We start from the raw sequence: 15635 nt of genomic DNA, 5'->3' as shown, positions 1-15635 counted from the left end.
GCAACGAGTGATCAGCCACGCGCCTTGAGCGCAGCCACCGCCGGCAGCTCCTTGCCTTCGAGGAATTCGAGGAACGCGCCGCCACCGGTGGAGATGTAGGAGACGTCCTGCTCGATGCCGTACTTGTCCACGGCCGCCAGCGTATCGCCGCCACCGGCGATCGAGAATGCCTTCGACGCGGCAATCGCGCGCGCCAGAGTCTCGGTGCCTTTGCCGAAGGCGTCGAATTCGAACACGCCGACCGGGCCGTTCCATACCACTGTGCCTGCGCTCTTGATCAGTTCGGCGTAACGCGCGGCGGTCTGCGGGCCGATGTCGAGGATCATGTCGTCGGCGCCCACGGCATCGACGGCCTTGACCGTCGCCGGTGCATCGGCGGCGAACGCCGGCGCGACGACCACGTCGCTCGGGATCGGAATGTCGGCGCCACGTGCCTTCGCGTCGGCCATGATCTGCTTCGCGGTGTCGAGCAGGTCCATTTCGACCAGCGACTTGCCCACGCTGTAGCCCATCGCGGCAATGAAGGTGTTGGCGATGCCGCCGCCGACGATCAGCTGGTCGACCTTGCTGACCAGCGACGACAGCAGCTCGAGCTTGGTCGAGACCTTGGAGCCGGCGACGATCGCCAGCAGCGGGCGCGCCGGGTTGTCGAGCGCCTTGGCCAGTGCGTCGAGTTCGGCCATCAGCAGCGGGCCGCCCGCGGCCTGCTTCGCGAACTTGATGACGCCGTGGGTCGACGCCTGCGCGCGGTGCGCGGTACCGAAGGCGTCCATGACGAAGACGTCGCACAGCTCGGCGTACTTCTTCGAAAGGCTCTCGTCGTCCTTGCCCTCGCCGACGTTCATGCGGCAGTTCTCCAGGAGGACAAGCTGGCCCGGCGCGACTTCAACGCCGTCGACCCAATCCTTCGCCAGCGGCACTTCACGACCGAGCAGTTCACCCAGGCGCGCGGCGACCGGCGCCAGCGAATCGTCCGGGGTCCACACGCCTTCCTTCGGCCGGCCCAGGTGCGACATCACCATCACCGCGGCGCCCTTTTCCAGCGCGAACTTCAGCGTGGGGATCGAAGCGGTCAGGCGCTGATCGGACGTGACCTTGCCGTCGGCGACGGGCACGTTGAGATCCTGGCGGATCAGCACGCGCTTGCCGGCGAGGTCGAGGTCGGTCATGCGGAGGATGGACATTGGGGCTCCAGAGGCGGACAGGCAAAAACGGGCGCACATTGTCCGGCCCCCGGCCATGGCTTTCAAACGCGCCAGGCGCGGATGGCGCGGGCACGGCCGCCAGAGCGGGTTGCGGGTGTGTTCGAACGCAACGGCTGATACAGCGGAAGCGCGGGAGCGGCGATGCCAGTGCCGATCCGCGCTTCACGGTGCTGGGAACCGGCGATCCCGCGGGCACCCGGCCCTCCGCACGTCGCCCATGGCGATAATCGGACTCCTGCCGGCGCAAGCGGGCATCGAATACGACGGTACGGTCTGCAGCTCGCCGAACAGCCTTGGCGCACTGGAACGTCCGCAACGGCTACGTCGCCGCGATGAAGCAAAAGCCCCGCATGAGCGGGGCTTTTGTCCTGTAGATGTCAGCTGCCCGGCGGATCCGATGACACCTCGCCCGCCGAATCGGCACTGTCGGGAGCCGGCTCGGGTTTGCCGCGCAGCAATCCAATCGCGAAACCAGCCACCACCAGCGCACCCAGGCTGAGCACGCCCCACAGCAGCCACGACTTCCAGTCGCGCACTGCACTCAACGCACGCTCACCGGCGAGCACCTGCGGTGTACCGAGATAGGCTGGGGTCGGTTGCCACTGCGCGCCGCGTTGCCGACGCATTTCCGCCACCAACTGTGGCAGCGGCGAATCCGGACGTCGGGATCGGGTGCTGCCACCTGCCAATGCATAAGGCGCGGCACCTTGCGTGACGAAGACCACCACTTCGGCGTAGTAACCCAAGCGCAGAACCGGCACGCCCGCGACTGGCGTGCTCGCGCGCAGCCGCCAGTGGCGATCGCGCACCATGGCACCAAGGTTTTGCTCCGGCGATCGCGTTGCAGCACCGTCGGGCCCGACCTGGAACGCGACCCAGGGTCCGGCACGCAGACGCCAGTCGGCTTCGTCACTGTCGCGGCTCTCCAGGCGCCATTCCACCGCGCTGTTGCCGGGCAGCACGACATCCACCCGGCGTACCGGGAAGCGCCCGCCGCTGTCGAAATCGAACACCGTGCCGGCAGGGCTGCCGCGCACATCCACGCTACGGCCGCGTGGCTCGACCCAATTCGGCACCGCGGCCGCACCAGCCGAAGCCAGGTCGGCAAACACGCCGGTGACGCTGATGAGCTGGTCGCTGCGGTCCGGCGTCAGGCGCAGATAGCGCACCTTCTGATATTGCGGCAGCAATCCGTACAGCTCGATGCGCCGGTGCAGCAGGCGACGATCTTCGCGAGTGAGATCGACCATGCGTCCGCGTGTCGCCAGTAGCTGCCAGTGGTCGAGATCGTCGCTGGCCTCGACGCGATAGCCCAGATCGAGCGACTCCACGGGCAGCCATTCAAGCTCCAGCGCAGCGATCGCCTCACGGACGCGGCTCACGTCCACCAACAACGCGGTGCGCGGCAACGCGGCGGCACCGGCATCGGTGGTACGCACCTCGACGCGGCGCAGGCGGCCGTCGGCATCGGCCTGACTCACCAGCTCCCAACCTTGGGCCGCATTGCCGGGTGGTGTCGATGGCAGGGGGAACCATGGCAACGCTATTCGCGGTGCGGATTTCGCCAGCGGCGCTTCCGGAGCGAACACGTCGGTCGGTACGGCGGCACCATCGTGATTGATCACGACGACGTCGCGGATCGAAGGATCACGCAATTGCCGGTAGACCCTTTCATCCAGCGTCACGCGATACGCACCGGCATTGTCGCGTCCGAGGGTCAGCGGCCACTGTTGCGCGTACTCGTCGCGCGGCGCGGCGATCGCCATCACGGGAAGGAGCAAGCCCAGGAATACCAAGCGCTTCATACGGATTCCTCCACCGGATGATCGGACGGGGCACTGCGCGGCGGCGCGGGCGCGAAGTACCCGACCGCCGTGCACAACAGGCCATACGCCATGAACGAGGCGATGCCCAGCAGATTGCCGAGATGACTGCGGTCGACCAGCACCAGCTTGGCCAGCACCACCGCCATGAGGACTGCACCGGCCAGCCACAGACCGCGTTGACCGCGCCGTGAGCCGAGGATCCAGCCTGCCACGCCCAGCACGCTCCACACGATGGTGAGCGTGGTCTGCACCAGGCTGGTCGAGAACATGCTGTCGTCCCACGCCACGCCGCCCCAGTGATGCGTGGTGCGCAAGGTGATCGTGGTGATCAGCGCGAACGCGGCTGCGGCAATGAGAGGAATGCGGCGTTCGCGCAGATCTTCCGGCGCGGCATCCGAGCCCAGCCACTTCAGCACCAGGCCGAGTACGGCCAGCTGTGCGAGGTCGAGCGGATTGAGCAACGGAATCCAGCGCAGCGGCTGACTGTCGCCCGCGGAGAACAGCGCGAACAAACCTGCCAGCGCCAGTGCTGCCACCATCGTTCCCTGCACCAGCGCACCCCAGCGGCGGAAGATCTCGCCAAACGGTGCGGCGACCACGCGTTCGCGCCATTGCAGCAGCGCGGCTATCCCCAGCCATGGCAGGCCGAACGCAGCGACGCGCCAGCCATCGCCCAGATGTGCGTCATGCGCGAGCTGTTCAAGCAGCAATCCGAACGCCAACGGCCATGACCACAACCAGGCGAAGTGGCCGAACCCAGCGGCACCGCCGCCCACATGCTCGATGTCCTCGCGTTCACCGTAAGCGCCATCGCGCAGACCGACCAGGCTGCGCCAGCCCGCGATCGCATACGCCAGCCATGCCACTGCGCCGAAGTCGCGGAACGGCTGGCCATGCACCGTGTCCTGCACGATCGCCAGAATGAAGCCCGATGCCAGCGCCAGGGCGCTCGTCCAGGCCAATGCGCGCGCCGGCATGCGGCGATGAAACTCCGCGGCGATCCAGCCGCTGACGATCACGAATGCCAGCACCGCATCGGGGCGGGTGTCTTGCAGTACATAGCGGGCGATCTCGGTGACGCCATTACCGATCCACCACGCCAGGCCCCACAGGTAGTACGGCAATGCGAGCTGCGGTTGCCATGCGTTGCGCCGGTAGCTCCATGCGCTGAAGAAGCCGGCCAGCGAGATCAGCAGCGCGCCCATGAAGCGCGCATTCAACACCGCTTCGGGCGGCGGCAGCGTATCGCTGACGCCGATCGCGAAGCTGCCGGCCGCGAGCAATTGCAGCAGCAGCCCCGACAATTGCGGCAACCGCCGACCCTGGCGCAAACCGAGCCAGATCAGCGCGGCGCCTTCCAGCGCGAACACGCTCGCCGTGGCCTGCGCCGAAAGCGCCAATGGCACCGCCAGCGTGGCGAAGCCGACGGCCAGCAGCGCATACGACGTGGCTAGGGCCGCGTAGTGCTCACGCTTCTGCAGCAACCAGGCGAGTAGCGCATACAAGGCGCCCAGGCCCAACGCGCAGTACGCCAGCGGCATCCGTGCGGCTTCCAGACCCAGGCCTTTCAACAGGCCCGCCTGCAACGAAAACGCGACTAGGGGCGTGCCGAACACCAGGCAGCCATCGACCAGATCGCGCCGACCTGCCGCGCGCCGCCGCGCGTACAGGATCGGGATCAGCAGGTAGAAGGCGAAGAACAGCAGCAGGAATGGTTCGGTGCTATCGAACTTGTCCGCCTGGTAATTCCACAGCCCCCACAACGTGCCGATACCGAAGGTGAAGGCGAAGCCGAGCACGTTGAGTACACGCCACGGCCGCCACCAGGCGATGCCGAAGATCGCCGCATTGAGCACCGCGTAGTAACCGAACAGCGCGACGTGACTGCCCCCACCCGTGGACAGCCAGATCGGCGCGAGGAAGCCGGCCAGCACTGCCAGCAGTGCCAGCGCCAAGGCGTTCTGCACCACCGCGAGCACACCGGCACCGGCGACGATCACCACGCTCAACCCGAATGCCGCGCCCGCGGGAATCAGGTGATAAAGCTTGAACGCAGCGAACACCACCAATAGCAACACGCCGATTGCACCGCCCTGCAGACTCAGGGCGAAGCCGCGCTTGTCCTCGCGCTGGCGCCAACCGAATACCAGCCCGGCCAGCGCTGCAGCCGCGATACCGGCCAGGCGCAACTCGACCGGGAAGCTCATCCAGCCCTGATCGCTGGCGTACTTGAGCAATGCGGCGACGCCGGCGAACAGCACCAGCACGCCGACCTTCACTGGCACATTGCCTTCGGTGAACCAGTGGCGGATCGCGCGCGCGGCCAGGGTCAGCGGATCCGGGCGCGCCGGTGCCTGTGGACGACGCGGTGCAGGGATGCGTGGCGCAGGCTGCTCCGGCAGCGGTGGCGGCACTGCCTGGGCGGGCAGAGCAGCTTCGACTGGTGGCGGCGTCGCTGCCGTCACGGGCACCGGGGGCATTGGCGTTTCGGGAGCGGGAGCGGGAGCGGGTGCCGGTGGCGCGGGCGCTGGGGCGCGTTCGCGCATCCAGTCGCCCAGCGTCGGCTCCCGTGCCCCCGACGCAGCGACTACCGTGCGCTCGGCGCGCAGCTGCGTGACATCGCTTTCCAGCTGACTCACGCGCCGCTTGAGTCCGCCGATCATCACCAGGGCGGCGATCAGCAGTACCGGCACCGCCAGTACGACCAGTACCGCGAGCATGACCAGTCCTTCCATCGCTGTCCCCCGTTTCGCTGGCGGGAACGTTACACCAGGGCGCTGAGGGCTGCTTCGCCTTGGTCGCTGCTTCGCCTTGGTCGCTGCTTCGCCTTGGTCGCTGCTTCGCCTTGGTCGCTGCTTCGCCTTGGTCGCTGCTTCGCCTTGGTCGCTGCTTCGCCTTGGTCGCTGCTTCGTCTTGTCGCTGCTTCGCCTTGTCGCTGCTTCGCCTTGTCGCTGCTTCGCCTTGTCGCTGCTTCGCCTTGTCGCTGCTTCGCCTTGTCGCTGCTTCGCCTTGTCGCTGCTTCGCCTTGTCGCTGCTTCGCCTTGTCGCTGCTTCGCCTTGGCTCGTCATCCCGGCGAACGCCGGGATCCAGCTGTTGTCTTTGCCTTCAATGCGAACAGCAAAATCAATAACTGGATCCCGGCATTCGCCGGGATGACGAGCAACAGCACGACGGCAGCAAAGACAAATGCGACACCGGCAAGGGAATAACAACCGCGACAGCGAGAGCCAGCGCGGGAGTCGACATCAGCAAGCCAGGCAGCGCCACGACCTCCTCATCACAAACAAAAAGCCCCGCACAAGGCGGGGCTTTTCGACTTCGGCGAAAACCGGCGCTTACTTACCGGCAACCACCTTGACCATTTCGAGGCACTTGTTCGAGTAGCCCCACTCGTTGTCGTACCAGCTGACCAGCTTGACGAAGGTGCCATCCAGCGCGATGCCGGCTTCGGCATCGAACACCGAGGTGCAGGTCTCGCCGACGAAATCGGTGGCCACGACCTTGTCTTCGGTGTAACCCAGCACGCCCTTCAGCGCGCCCTGCGACTGCGCCTTCATCTCGGCGCAGATCTCGGCGTAGGTGGCCGGCTTCTCGAGTTCGACGGTGAGGTCGACCACCGAGACGTCCGAGGTCGGCACGCGGAACGCCATGCCGGTGAGCTTCTTGTTGAGTTCCGGAATCACCACGCCCACGGCCTTGGCCGCGCCGGTCGACGACGGAATGATGTTCTCGAGGATGCCGCGGCCGCCGCGCCAGTCCTTGTTGGACGGGCCGTCGACGGTCTTCTGCGTGGCGGTGGCGGCGTGCACGGTGGTCATCAGGCCGCGCTTGATGCCCCACTTGTCGTTCACGACCTTGGCGATCGGCGCCAGGCAGTTGGTGGTGCACGAAGCGTTGGAAATGATCGCTTCGCCGTTGTACTTGGTGTGGTTCACGCCGTAGACGAACATCGGCGTGTCGTCCTTCGACGGCGCCGACAGCACGACCTTCTTCGCGCCGGCGTCGAGGTGCTTCTGCGCGGTGACCTTGTCGAGGAACAGGCCGGTGGATTCGATGACGACATCGGCGCCGACTTCGTCCCACTTGAGGTTGGCCGGATCGCGTTCCTGGGTCAGGCGGATCTTCTTGCCGTTGACGATCAGGGTGTTGCCGTCGACCGACACTTCGCCCTTGAAGCGGCCGTGCACGGAGTCGTAGCGCAGCATGTAGGCCAGGTAGTCGGGCTCGAGCAGATCGTTGATGGCCACGATTTCGATGTCGTTGCCGAAGTTCTGCACGGCCGAACGCAACACATTGCGTCCGATGCGGCCGAAGCCGTTGATGCCTACCTTGATCGTCATTGCTGCAAACTCCTGCGGCCGCGTCGGCGCGGCGGGATGGTGATGGGGAACCGTCATTTTAGCAGGCGCGCCCGGTCCGGCCGGGACCGCGGAGTCGCCGCGGTCTTGGCCCGACGGGGCCGGCCCCAGCGGCCTTCCCGCAGATCCGGCCCGAGGGGCTAATGGCCGACTCTGCAATGGAGGCGCGGCCCGGCTCCGTTAAAGTGCGGCCATGAGCCAAACCACCTCCCGCCCCCCCTCCTCCCGCCTTGCCCGACGCCTGGCCTGGCTGGTCGTCCTCCTCGGCCTGTTCGTCGCGGGCCCGGTCATCGCCTGGAGCGCCCTGGGCCACAAGCTGGTCGGCGAGCTGGCCCAGCGCCATCTCACCCCGGCGGCGAAGGCCGAAGTCGCGCGCCTGCTGGCCGGAGAGCCCGACCCCACCCTCGCCGGCGTCGCCACCTGGGCGGACACCCTGCGCGACAGCGATCCGGAACGCTTCAAGCAGACCTCGCGCTGGCACTACGTCAACCTGTCCAACGACAGCTGTCGTTACTCGCCCGAGCGCGACTGCAAGGACGGCCAGTGCGTGGTCGCGGCGATCGCCGCTCAGCGGGCGATCCTCGCCGATCGCAGCCAGCCGCTCGCGGCCCGTCGCGACGCGCTCAAGTTCCTCGTCCATCTCGTCGGCGACGTGCACCAGCCGCTGCACGCGAACTCGCGCAACGACCAGGGCGGCAACAAGTACCAAATCAGCCTGCGCACCGATCTGGAGCCTGAAGCCTACGCACGCGACCGCTACGTCGGCGGGATCATGGGCACCAACCTGCATTCGGTATGGGACTACTACGTGCTCGCCGAGCGCGGCCTCGACCTGGCGCAGTACGCCGACCGTCTCGACCACGAGCCATGGCCGCCGGCGATGGATCGCAACGCGCTGACACCCGCTTCGTGGGCCAGCGAATCCTGCGGCCTGACCGAACTGCGCGGGCTGTATCCCACCCAGAACGGCCAGGAAGTGCACAAGCTGGACCGCAGCTATGCCGACAAACACAGGGCGCTGGCCGAACAGCGCATCCGCATCGCCGCATACCGGTTGGCGACGCTGCTCAACGAGACATTGACCTCGCCATGAACGCAAACGCCGCGCCGCCACAGGTCCATCCTTTCCATCACGCCGACACCGGCACCTGGAGTTACGTCGTCGCCGATGCCGAGAGCGGCCAGGCGGCGGTTATCGACCCGGTGCTCGACTTCGACGTCAAGTCCGGTCGCACCTCGCAAACCTCGGCGCAGCAGCTGCTCGATTGCGTCACCGAGCACGGTTACCAGGTGCGCTGGCTGCTCGAAACCCACGCCCATGCCGACCACCTGACCGCGGCGCAGTGGCTCGCGGCCCAGCTTCCGGATGCGATGGTCGCGATCGGCCAGGGTATCCGCGAAGTGCAGCGCACCTTCGCGCCCGTGTTCGAGCTCAACGAGGAGGCCGCGGCGGACAACTTCGATTGTCTGTTCGGCGACAACGACGAATTCAATCTGGGTGGCATCGGCGCGCGGGTGATTCCGGTCCCGGGGCATACCCGCGACAGCCTGGCGTATCTGATCGGCGACGCGCTGTTCACCGGCGACTCGCTGTTCATGCCTGATGCGGGCACCGCGCGTTGCGATTTCCCCGGCGGCGATGCCGCGATGTTGTTCCGCTCTATCCAGCATCTGTACGAGCTGCCCGAAACGACGCGGGTCTTCATCTGCCACGACTACGGCCCGGGCGGACGCGCGGTCGCCTGCGAAACCACGATCGGCGAACAGAAGCGCAGTAACATCCACGTGCGCGCCGAGACCAGCGAAGCGGAGTTCGTCGCGCTGCGCGAGGCGCGCGATGCGACCCTGGCGGTGCCTGCGCTGATTATTCCGTCGCTGCAGGTGAACCTGCGCGCGGGTGCGCTGCCGAGCGCGGCTTCGAACGGCATCCGCTATCTGCGCGTCCCGCTCAATCAGTTCTAGGCGCCTCTGAGTGAATCGTCATCCCGGCGAACGCCGGGATGACGGCATGGAATTCCGCAGTTTGCGCCGCCGCTGCATACTGCCCGCATGGCAGATCCCGTTTACCTCGAGTCGCTGGAACATGCCGTCGATGCCCTGCTCGCGCGCATCGATGGCGACCTGCATGTCGGCGCGCCGCTGGGCCTGGGCAAGCCGCATCGCCTGCTCAACGCGTTGTACGCATCAGCGGAACGCGACCCCTCGCGCAGGCTGCATCTCTATACGGCGCTCTCGCTGGACCCGCCGGGTCCAGGCAAGGGACTGGAGGCGCGCTTCCTCGGTCCTTTCGTGCAGCGCCATTTCGGCAGTGACTTCCCGCGGCTTGCGTACGTGGCCGCGCTCAAGCACGGGACGTTGCCGGCGCATATCGAAGTCGAGGAGTTCTACCTGCAGTCGGGCGCGCTGCTGAACGCAGCGCAGGCGCAGCGCCGCTACGCCAGTCTCAACTACACCCATGTCGCGCGGGCGCTGGCCGATCGCGGTGTCAATGTCATCGTGCAGAAGGTGGCGCGTTCGGCCGATGGCATGCGGCTCTCGCTTTCGAGCAATACCGACCTCACCGCGGATGCGATCGATGCCATCGTCGGGCGCGGCCTGCCGCGGCCGCTGATGGTGGCGGAAGTCGATCCGGAGCTGCCCTGGCTCGGCGGCAGCGCCGCGGTCGATGCGGATTTCTTCGACCTCATCGTCACTCCACCCGGCCCGCATCCCAGGCTGTTCGGTTTGCCGCGGCAGCCGGTCAACGACACCGATTACGCCATCGGCTTCCATGCCAGCACCCTGGTGATGGATGGCGGCACCTTGCAGATCGGCATCGGCGCGTTGGCCGACGCGTTGTGCCATGCGCTGGTGCTGCGCCATACCGACAACCGCGCCTATCACCGCGTGCTTACGGCATTGGGATCGCCGCGCGCGGACGACGCATCGCTAGCGCCTTTCGCGCAGGGCCTGTATGGCTGCAGCGAGATGCTCAACGAAGGTTTCCGTCGCCTGGTCGAAGTCGGCGTGATCCGGCGCAAGGTGCTCGACGACGTGGCACTGATGCGGCGACTCGGCGATGGCTCGGCCACGGACGAGGATCGGCAACGATTGGAACGCGACGGCGAGTATCTGCACGGTGCCTTCTACCTCGGTTCGTCCGAGTTCTATCAGTGGCTGCGCGATCTACCCGCCGACCAGAGTCGCGCCATCGGCATGAAGCGGGTGAGCGAAGTCAACGAACTCTACGGCGGCAACGAAACGCTGGAACGCCTCCAACGCCGCGATGCGCGCTTCTTCAACACGTGCATGATGGCCACGGCCTTGGGTGCCGCGGTGTCTGATGCGCTGGGCGATGGCCGCGTCGTGTCGGGCGTTGGCGGCCAGTACAACTTCGTCGCGATGGCCCACGCGCTGCCCGATGCGCGCTCGGTGCTGATGCTGCGCGCCGCGCGCGAAGCGGCGGGGCAGGTTCGTTCTAGCATCCTGTGGAACTACGGCCACACCACCATTCCGCGCCATCTGCGCGATGTGTATGTCACCGAATACGGCCTGGCCGACATTCGCGGGTTGGCCGACGAGGACTGCGTTACCGCCATGGTGGCGATCGCCGATGCGCGCTTCCAGGATGACTTGGTGAGCACCGCCGTAGACCACGGCAAGTTGCGCGACGACTACGCCATCCCTGCCCGCGCGCGGCGCAACACGCCGCAACAGCTTCGTACGGCACTCGCATCCTTCCGCGCGGACGGCACCTTGCCCGACTATCCGCTGGGCTGTGACTTCACGCCGGTCGAGCAGCGGCTGGTCAGAGCGCTTGGTTGGCTCAAGAGCAGCACCGCCACGCGCGGCGGCAAGCTTCGTACTGTGCTGCGTGCATTGACTGCAGATCGGGCGAGCGATGTGGAAGCGGTCGAACGCATGGGCCTGATACAGCCCGCAAGCGCGGGCGAGTGGCTGCAAGGGCGCCTGCTGGCGTTGGGTTTGCAGCAGACGTTGCACAGGACGGCAGGAAGCTAAGAACGGCGCCGTGGCGCCGTTCGATTCGTCTCATGCGATGCAGTGTGTCGCTTGCGGCTCACGCCTTCGGCGTCGCGCTACCGGCCCTTTCCTTGGCGCCCTCAAAGGTGACCGGCACGCGCACGCGTCCTGCGACGGCCTTGCCAGTTTCCTGCTCGGGCTTGAAACGCCACTTCCATGCTGCCTCGACCGCAGCGGCGTCGAAGACTCCGGCCGGTTCCGAGCGCTCCACCTTCACGCCGGTCACAGTCCCGGTCGCGTCCATGTCGACCAGCAGCACTACCTTGCCATCCTGCTTCTTCGCCAATGCTTCGGCGGGATAGGCGGGCGGCGGCAGGCCATCGGCCGCGCCGATGCCACTGCTGTTGGCAGTTGCCACGTTGTTCGCATCGCCATCGGTGAGCGTCACCACCAGTTCGATGCCCTCGAACGCAGCCGATGGTCCCTCCTCGCCAATGCGGATCGTGCCGGGCACGCCGCTATTCACGCCGATCTTCGGCGTCCCTACTACTACGCCGTCGCGACGGATCGTGGCGGCATACATCAGCATGCCTTTCCGCACGTCCTCGCTCTTGGTCACTACTGCGTCGATGGTCCAGTCCTTACCGTTCTGTGCTTGCGACAGGGTCAGCTGCGCACCCGGCGCAACGGTATAGGTGAACGTCTTTGGATCCCCCCCATCGATGCGCAGCACCGATTTCACCTGGATGCGCCCGGCAGGCACTGCAGCCGCGGGCATGTTCTTCGGTTGCGCGGCCCACGCCGTGTAACCGCACGCCAGCGCCAGAGCGACGACAGCGGCGCGGCCGATGATGCGGCGCCGGGTGGAAGGCGAAGGTTGTCCGAGCATGGCAATTCTCTCCTTGAGTGGATGGCTGAAGCCCCAGTGACATCCCAGCGGCAGGGGCTGTGCGGCGAGCTGGGTCTTGAGCATGGCTTCGCCGTAGACACGGCGGGCCTTCGGATGCAGGGTGATCACGCGCTGGTCGCAGGCGAGTTCCTGATCGTGGCGAAAATGCCGCGCGGCGTAGTGCAGCAATGGGTTGAACCAGAACAGGCTGCGCAACAGCACCGCCAACGCGTTCCAACGCAGATCGCCATGTTCGATGTGTTGGTGTTCGTGCGTGCGCAGCAACAATTGCTCTTGCGCGTCATAGCGGGTGTCGAAGTCGTACGGCACCACGATGCGCGGGTGCAACCATCCCATTGCAGCGGGCAACCCCTGCACGGACCCGGCTTCGTACAGGCCATCGGCGCGCTTCCGCATGCGACCCAGGCCATGTTGAAACTGCTGCTGCAAATGGATGAACCACGCCGTCGCGGCTGTGACGCCCAGCACCCATGCCACGAGCAGCCACACGCCGTAGTCCGGCGCTGTTGCGACCGGCACTGCCAGGACCGGCTGCACGCTGGCACGTACGAAAGTCAGTACCGGCGCGACCACAGGCGATTCCGATGCAGGCAGCAGCACCGCGACCAGCGCCGCCGGCACCGTCCACCACAACGCATAGGCGATGCGGGCACCGAAGTAGCGTCGCGTTACCCGGCGCAGGAGCAATACCAGCAGCAACGCGCCGGTGCTGCAGAAAGTGGTTTCGATCAGCAGCAACGGGAAGTCAGCGCTGTTCATCGAGCTTCTCCAGCAGCTTGCGCAGTTCGTCGATGTCCTTCCTGGTCAGTTTGCGGTGCTGACTGAAGTGCGCGACCAGTGGCGCGACGCGGCCGTCGAACAGGCGTTCGAGCAGGCTCTGGCTTTCCTCGAGCACCCAGTCCTCGCGCCTGAGGACCGGCGCATACAGGTAGCGCCGGCCCTCGCGGGTGGCGGTGATCGCGCCCTTGTTGAGCAGGCGGTTGAGCAGGGTCTTGATCGTGGCTTCCTGCCATTGCTGCACGTCGCCCAATGCAGCGACGACGTCTTCGGCGGCCAGCGGGTGCTGACGCCAGAGCACGTCCATGACGACGGATTCGGCTTCGCTGATCTGCATCGTTTACATCCGTAATCTTTTCTTCAGATTACAGGTGTAAACGGTTGTGTCAAGGGCCGCCCAACGTCGGTCGCAGAAGCTTTGTAGAGCGGAGCTTGCTCCGCTGCCGCGGCCTTGGTCTGCGGGAAGAGCAGCGGAGCAAGCTCCGCTCTACAACGCCCTACAGCTGCGCCGCTACGCGGCTGCCCTGATTGATCGCGCGCTTGGCATCCAGCTCGGCGGCGACATCGGCGCCGCCAATCACATGCACGGGCACGCCGGCCGCGCGCAGGTCGTCGGCCAGCGGCCGGTGCGGCTCCTGCCCTGCGCAGATCACGACATGATCGACCGGCAAGGTCTGCTGCACGCCATCGACGCGGATGTGGAAACCATCGTCGTCGACGCCCACGTACTCGACACCGCCGAGCATCCGCACCTGCTTCGCCTTGAGCGTCGCGCGATGAATCCACCCGGTGGTCTTGCCGAGCTTCGCACCGGGCTTGCCGGCACTGCGCTGGAGCAGCCACACCGCGCGCGTCGGCGCTTCCGGCGCGGCTTCGCGCAGACCGCCACGGTTACCGTCATAGCCCAGGTCGACACCCCACTCCGCACGCCAGCGCTGCGCGTCCAGCGACGGCATCGCGTTGTCGAACGATCGGCCTTCGTGCACCAGGAATTCGGCGACGTCGAAGCCAATGCCGCCGGCGCCGACGATTGCGACTTTCGCACCCGGCACCACGCGGCCGCTGAGTACGTCGACGTAACTCACCACCTTGGGATGCGTCGCGCCGGCGAAATCGACCTGGCGTGGCTTGATACCGGTGGCGAGCACGACTTCGTCGAACGACGTCGCCAGCGTGGTGGTATCGGCGCGCGTGTTGAGGCGCACATCCACCTTGGCAAGTTCGAGCTTGCGGCGGAAATAGCGCAGGGTTTCGTAGAACTCTTCCTTGCCCGGAATGCGCTTGGCGAAATTGAACTGGCCGCCGATGTCCGCGGCGGAATCGAACAGGGTGACGCGATGGCCGCGTTCGGCCGCGACCGTGGCGGCTGCCAACCCCGCCGGGCCGGCGCCGACCACGGCGATCTTTTTCGGCATGGCGGCGGCGCGATAGACGAGTTCGGTTTCGGCGCACGCACGCGGATTGACCAGGCAGCTCGCGGTCTTGTTCTGGAACACGTGATCCAGGCAAGCCTGGTTGCAGGCGATGCAGGTGTTGATCTCGTCGACGCGGCGCGCGCGCGCCTTGTTCACCCATTGCGGATCGGCCAGCAACGGCCGCGCCATCGACACCATGTCCGCTTCGCCGCTGGCGATGATGCGTTCGGCGACGTCGGGCATGTTGATGCGGTTGGTGGTGATGAGCGGCAGCGCGACGTGTGGCTTCAGCCGCGCGGTGATGCCGGTGAATGCCGCGCGCGGCACCGACGTGGCGATGGTGGGAATGCGCGCTTCATGCCAGCCGATACCGGTGTTGATCAGCGTCGCACCCGCGGCTTCGGTGGCCTGCGCCTGCGCGACCACATCGTCCCAGGTGCCGCCGTCTTCGACCAGGTCGAGCATCGACAGGCGGTAAATGATGATGAAGTCGGGACCGCAAGCCTCGCGGATGCGGCGCACGATCTCCACCGCGAAGCGCATGCGTTTGGCCGCATCGCCGCCCCACGCATCACCGCGCTTGTTGGTACGCGGAACGGTGAACTGGTTGAGCAGATAGCCTTCCGAACCCATCACCTCGACGCCGTCGTAGCCCCCATCGCGCGCGAGTTTTGCGGTGCGCACGAAGGCCTTGATCTGGCGTTCGACGCCGCCGGCGGACAGCGCGCGCGGAGTGAAGGGATTGATCGGAGCCTTCAATTTCGACGGCGCGACCTGCAGCGGGTGATAGCCGTAGCGACCGGCATGCAGGATCTGCAGGCAGATGCGTCCGCCATGCGCATGCACGGCACGCGTGACCTCGCGATGCTTGCCCGCGTCCCACGGCCAGCGCAGCGTTCCGCCGAACGGCTTGAGCCAGCCTTCGAGGTTGGGCGAGAAGCCGCCGGTGACCATCAGACCCACGCCACCCTCCGCGCGCTCGGCGAAATAGGCGGCCAGCTTCGGGAAGTCGCGCGCCTTGTCCTCCAGGCCGGTATGCATCGAACCCATGAGCACGCGGTTGGGCAATGTGCAGAAGCCGAGCTCCAGCGGGGCCAGCAAATGGGGAAAGGCGGAATCGGCCGTCATGCCAAGCGTACGCGTGCGTATGGATCGCGCACGATGCCGGGAAACCGGTTTCGCC

The 15635-nt window shown here is 66.4% G+C and carries 10 protein-coding genes; 3 read left to right on the top strand and 7 right to left on the bottom strand.

Annotation, left to right across the window (positions count from 1 at the left end):
* Positions 1-11: 11 nt before the first annotated feature.
* The 4 genes from ACYVGK_RS03905 to gap form a co-directional block, all read right to left on the bottom strand.
* Positions 12-1184 (bottom strand): phosphoglycerate kinase, encoded by a 1173-nt coding sequence (locus tag ACYVGK_RS03905; protein WP_460731924.1) that lies wholly within the window; start codon positions 1182-1184, stop codon positions 12-14.
* A gap of 398 nt (positions 1185-1582) precedes the next feature.
* On the bottom strand, positions 1583-3010 hold the full coding sequence (locus ACYVGK_RS03900; protein ID WP_460731923.1) for a DUF3999 domain-containing protein: 1428 nt from the start codon (positions 3008-3010) through the stop codon (positions 1583-1585).
* Positions 3007-5766: a DUF2339 domain-containing protein gene (locus ACYVGK_RS03895; protein WP_460731922.1), complete on the bottom strand. Its 2760-nt coding sequence runs from the start codon at positions 5764-5766 to the stop codon at positions 3007-3009. Before ACYVGK_RS03895 ends, ACYVGK_RS03900 begins: the two co-directional genes overlap by 4 nt.
* A gap of 601 nt (positions 5767-6367) precedes the next feature.
* A complete protein-coding gene (gene gap, locus ACYVGK_RS03890; protein WP_460731921.1) occupies positions 6368-7372 on the bottom strand; it encodes a type I glyceraldehyde-3-phosphate dehydrogenase in 1005 nt (334 codons plus the stop codon).
* Positions 7373-7583: 211 nt separating this feature from the next.
* Here gap and ACYVGK_RS03885 point away from each other — a divergent pair, with 211 nt between their 5' ends.
* From ACYVGK_RS03885 to ACYVGK_RS03875, 3 genes are all read left to right on the top strand, one after another.
* Entirely contained in the window at positions 7584-8483 is a 900-nt protein-coding gene (locus tag ACYVGK_RS03885; protein ID WP_460731920.1) for a S1/P1 nuclease, read from the top strand.
* Entirely contained in the window at positions 8480-9352 is an 873-nt protein-coding gene (locus ACYVGK_RS03880) for an MBL fold metallo-hydrolase (RefSeq protein ID WP_460731919.1), read from the top strand. The genes ACYVGK_RS03885 and ACYVGK_RS03880 overlap by 4 nt, the downstream gene beginning before the upstream one ends.
* An 87-nt stretch (positions 9353-9439) precedes the next feature.
* On the top strand, positions 9440-11389 hold the full coding sequence (locus tag ACYVGK_RS03875) for an acetyl-CoA hydrolase/transferase C-terminal domain-containing protein (protein WP_460731918.1): 1950 nt from the start codon (positions 9440-9442) through the stop codon (positions 11387-11389).
* 58 nt (positions 11390-11447) lie between these two features.
* Here the strand turns inward: ACYVGK_RS03875 and ACYVGK_RS03870 are convergent, their stop codons facing one another.
* The 3 genes from ACYVGK_RS03870 to ACYVGK_RS03860 form a co-directional block, all read right to left on the bottom strand.
* The gene (locus tag ACYVGK_RS03870) at positions 11448-13019 is read right to left on the bottom strand and encodes a TonB family protein (RefSeq protein WP_460731917.1); all 1572 of its coding nucleotides are present in this window, start codon (positions 13017-13019) and stop codon (positions 11448-11450) included.
* Complete coding sequence (locus tag ACYVGK_RS03865) at positions 13006-13374, bottom strand: BlaI/MecI/CopY family transcriptional regulator (RefSeq protein WP_460731916.1); 369 nt, start codon at positions 13372-13374, stop codon at positions 13006-13008. The genes ACYVGK_RS03870 and ACYVGK_RS03865 overlap by 14 nt, the downstream gene beginning before the upstream one ends.
* 160 nt (positions 13375-13534) lie before the next feature.
* The gene (locus tag ACYVGK_RS03860) at positions 13535-15580 is read right to left on the bottom strand and encodes an oxidoreductase (protein ID WP_460731915.1); all 2046 of its coding nucleotides are present in this window, start codon (positions 15578-15580) and stop codon (positions 13535-13537) included.
* Positions 15581-15635: the final 55 nt, after the last annotated feature.

The organism is Lysobacter tyrosinilyticus (assembly GCF_054779815.1).
Note: the sequence above shows the minus strand (reverse complement) of the source record. Positions and strands in the feature narration are given on the sequence as shown.

Excerpts from the sequence above, each read along its gene's own strand:
- ACYVGK_RS03865 (WP_460731916.1), bottom strand. The coding sequence starts at position 13,374 with ATGCAGATCAGCGAAGCCGAATCCGTCGTCATGGACGTGCTCTGGCGT.
- ACYVGK_RS03870 (WP_460731917.1), bottom strand. The coding sequence starts at position 13,019 with ATGAACAGCGCTGACTTCCCGTTGCTGCTGATCGAAACCACTTTCTGC.
- ACYVGK_RS03905 (WP_460731924.1), bottom strand. The coding sequence starts at position 1,184 with ATGTCCATCCTCCGCATGACCGACCTCGACCTCGCCGGCAAGCGCGTG.
- ACYVGK_RS03895 (WP_460731922.1), bottom strand. The coding sequence starts at position 5,766 with ATGGAAGGACTGGTCATGCTCGCGGTACTGGTCGTACTGGCGGTGCCG.
- gap (WP_460731921.1), bottom strand. The coding sequence starts at position 7,372 with ATGACGATCAAGGTAGGCATCAACGGCTTCGGCCGCATCGGACGCAAT.
- ACYVGK_RS03900 (WP_460731923.1), bottom strand. The coding sequence starts at position 3,010 with ATGAAGCGCTTGGTATTCCTGGGCTTGCTCCTTCCCGTGATGGCGATC.
- ACYVGK_RS03885 (WP_460731920.1), top strand. The coding sequence starts at position 7,584 with ATGAGCCAAACCACCTCCCGCCCCCCCTCCTCCCGCCTTGCCCGACGC.
- ACYVGK_RS03880 (WP_460731919.1), top strand. The coding sequence starts at position 8,480 with ATGAACGCAAACGCCGCGCCGCCACAGGTCCATCCTTTCCATCACGCC.
- ACYVGK_RS03875 (WP_460731918.1), top strand. The coding sequence starts at position 9,440 with ATGGCAGATCCCGTTTACCTCGAGTCGCTGGAACATGCCGTCGATGCC.
- ACYVGK_RS03860 (WP_460731915.1), bottom strand. The coding sequence starts at position 15,580 with ATGACGGCCGATTCCGCCTTTCCCCATTTGCTGGCCCCGCTGGAGCTC.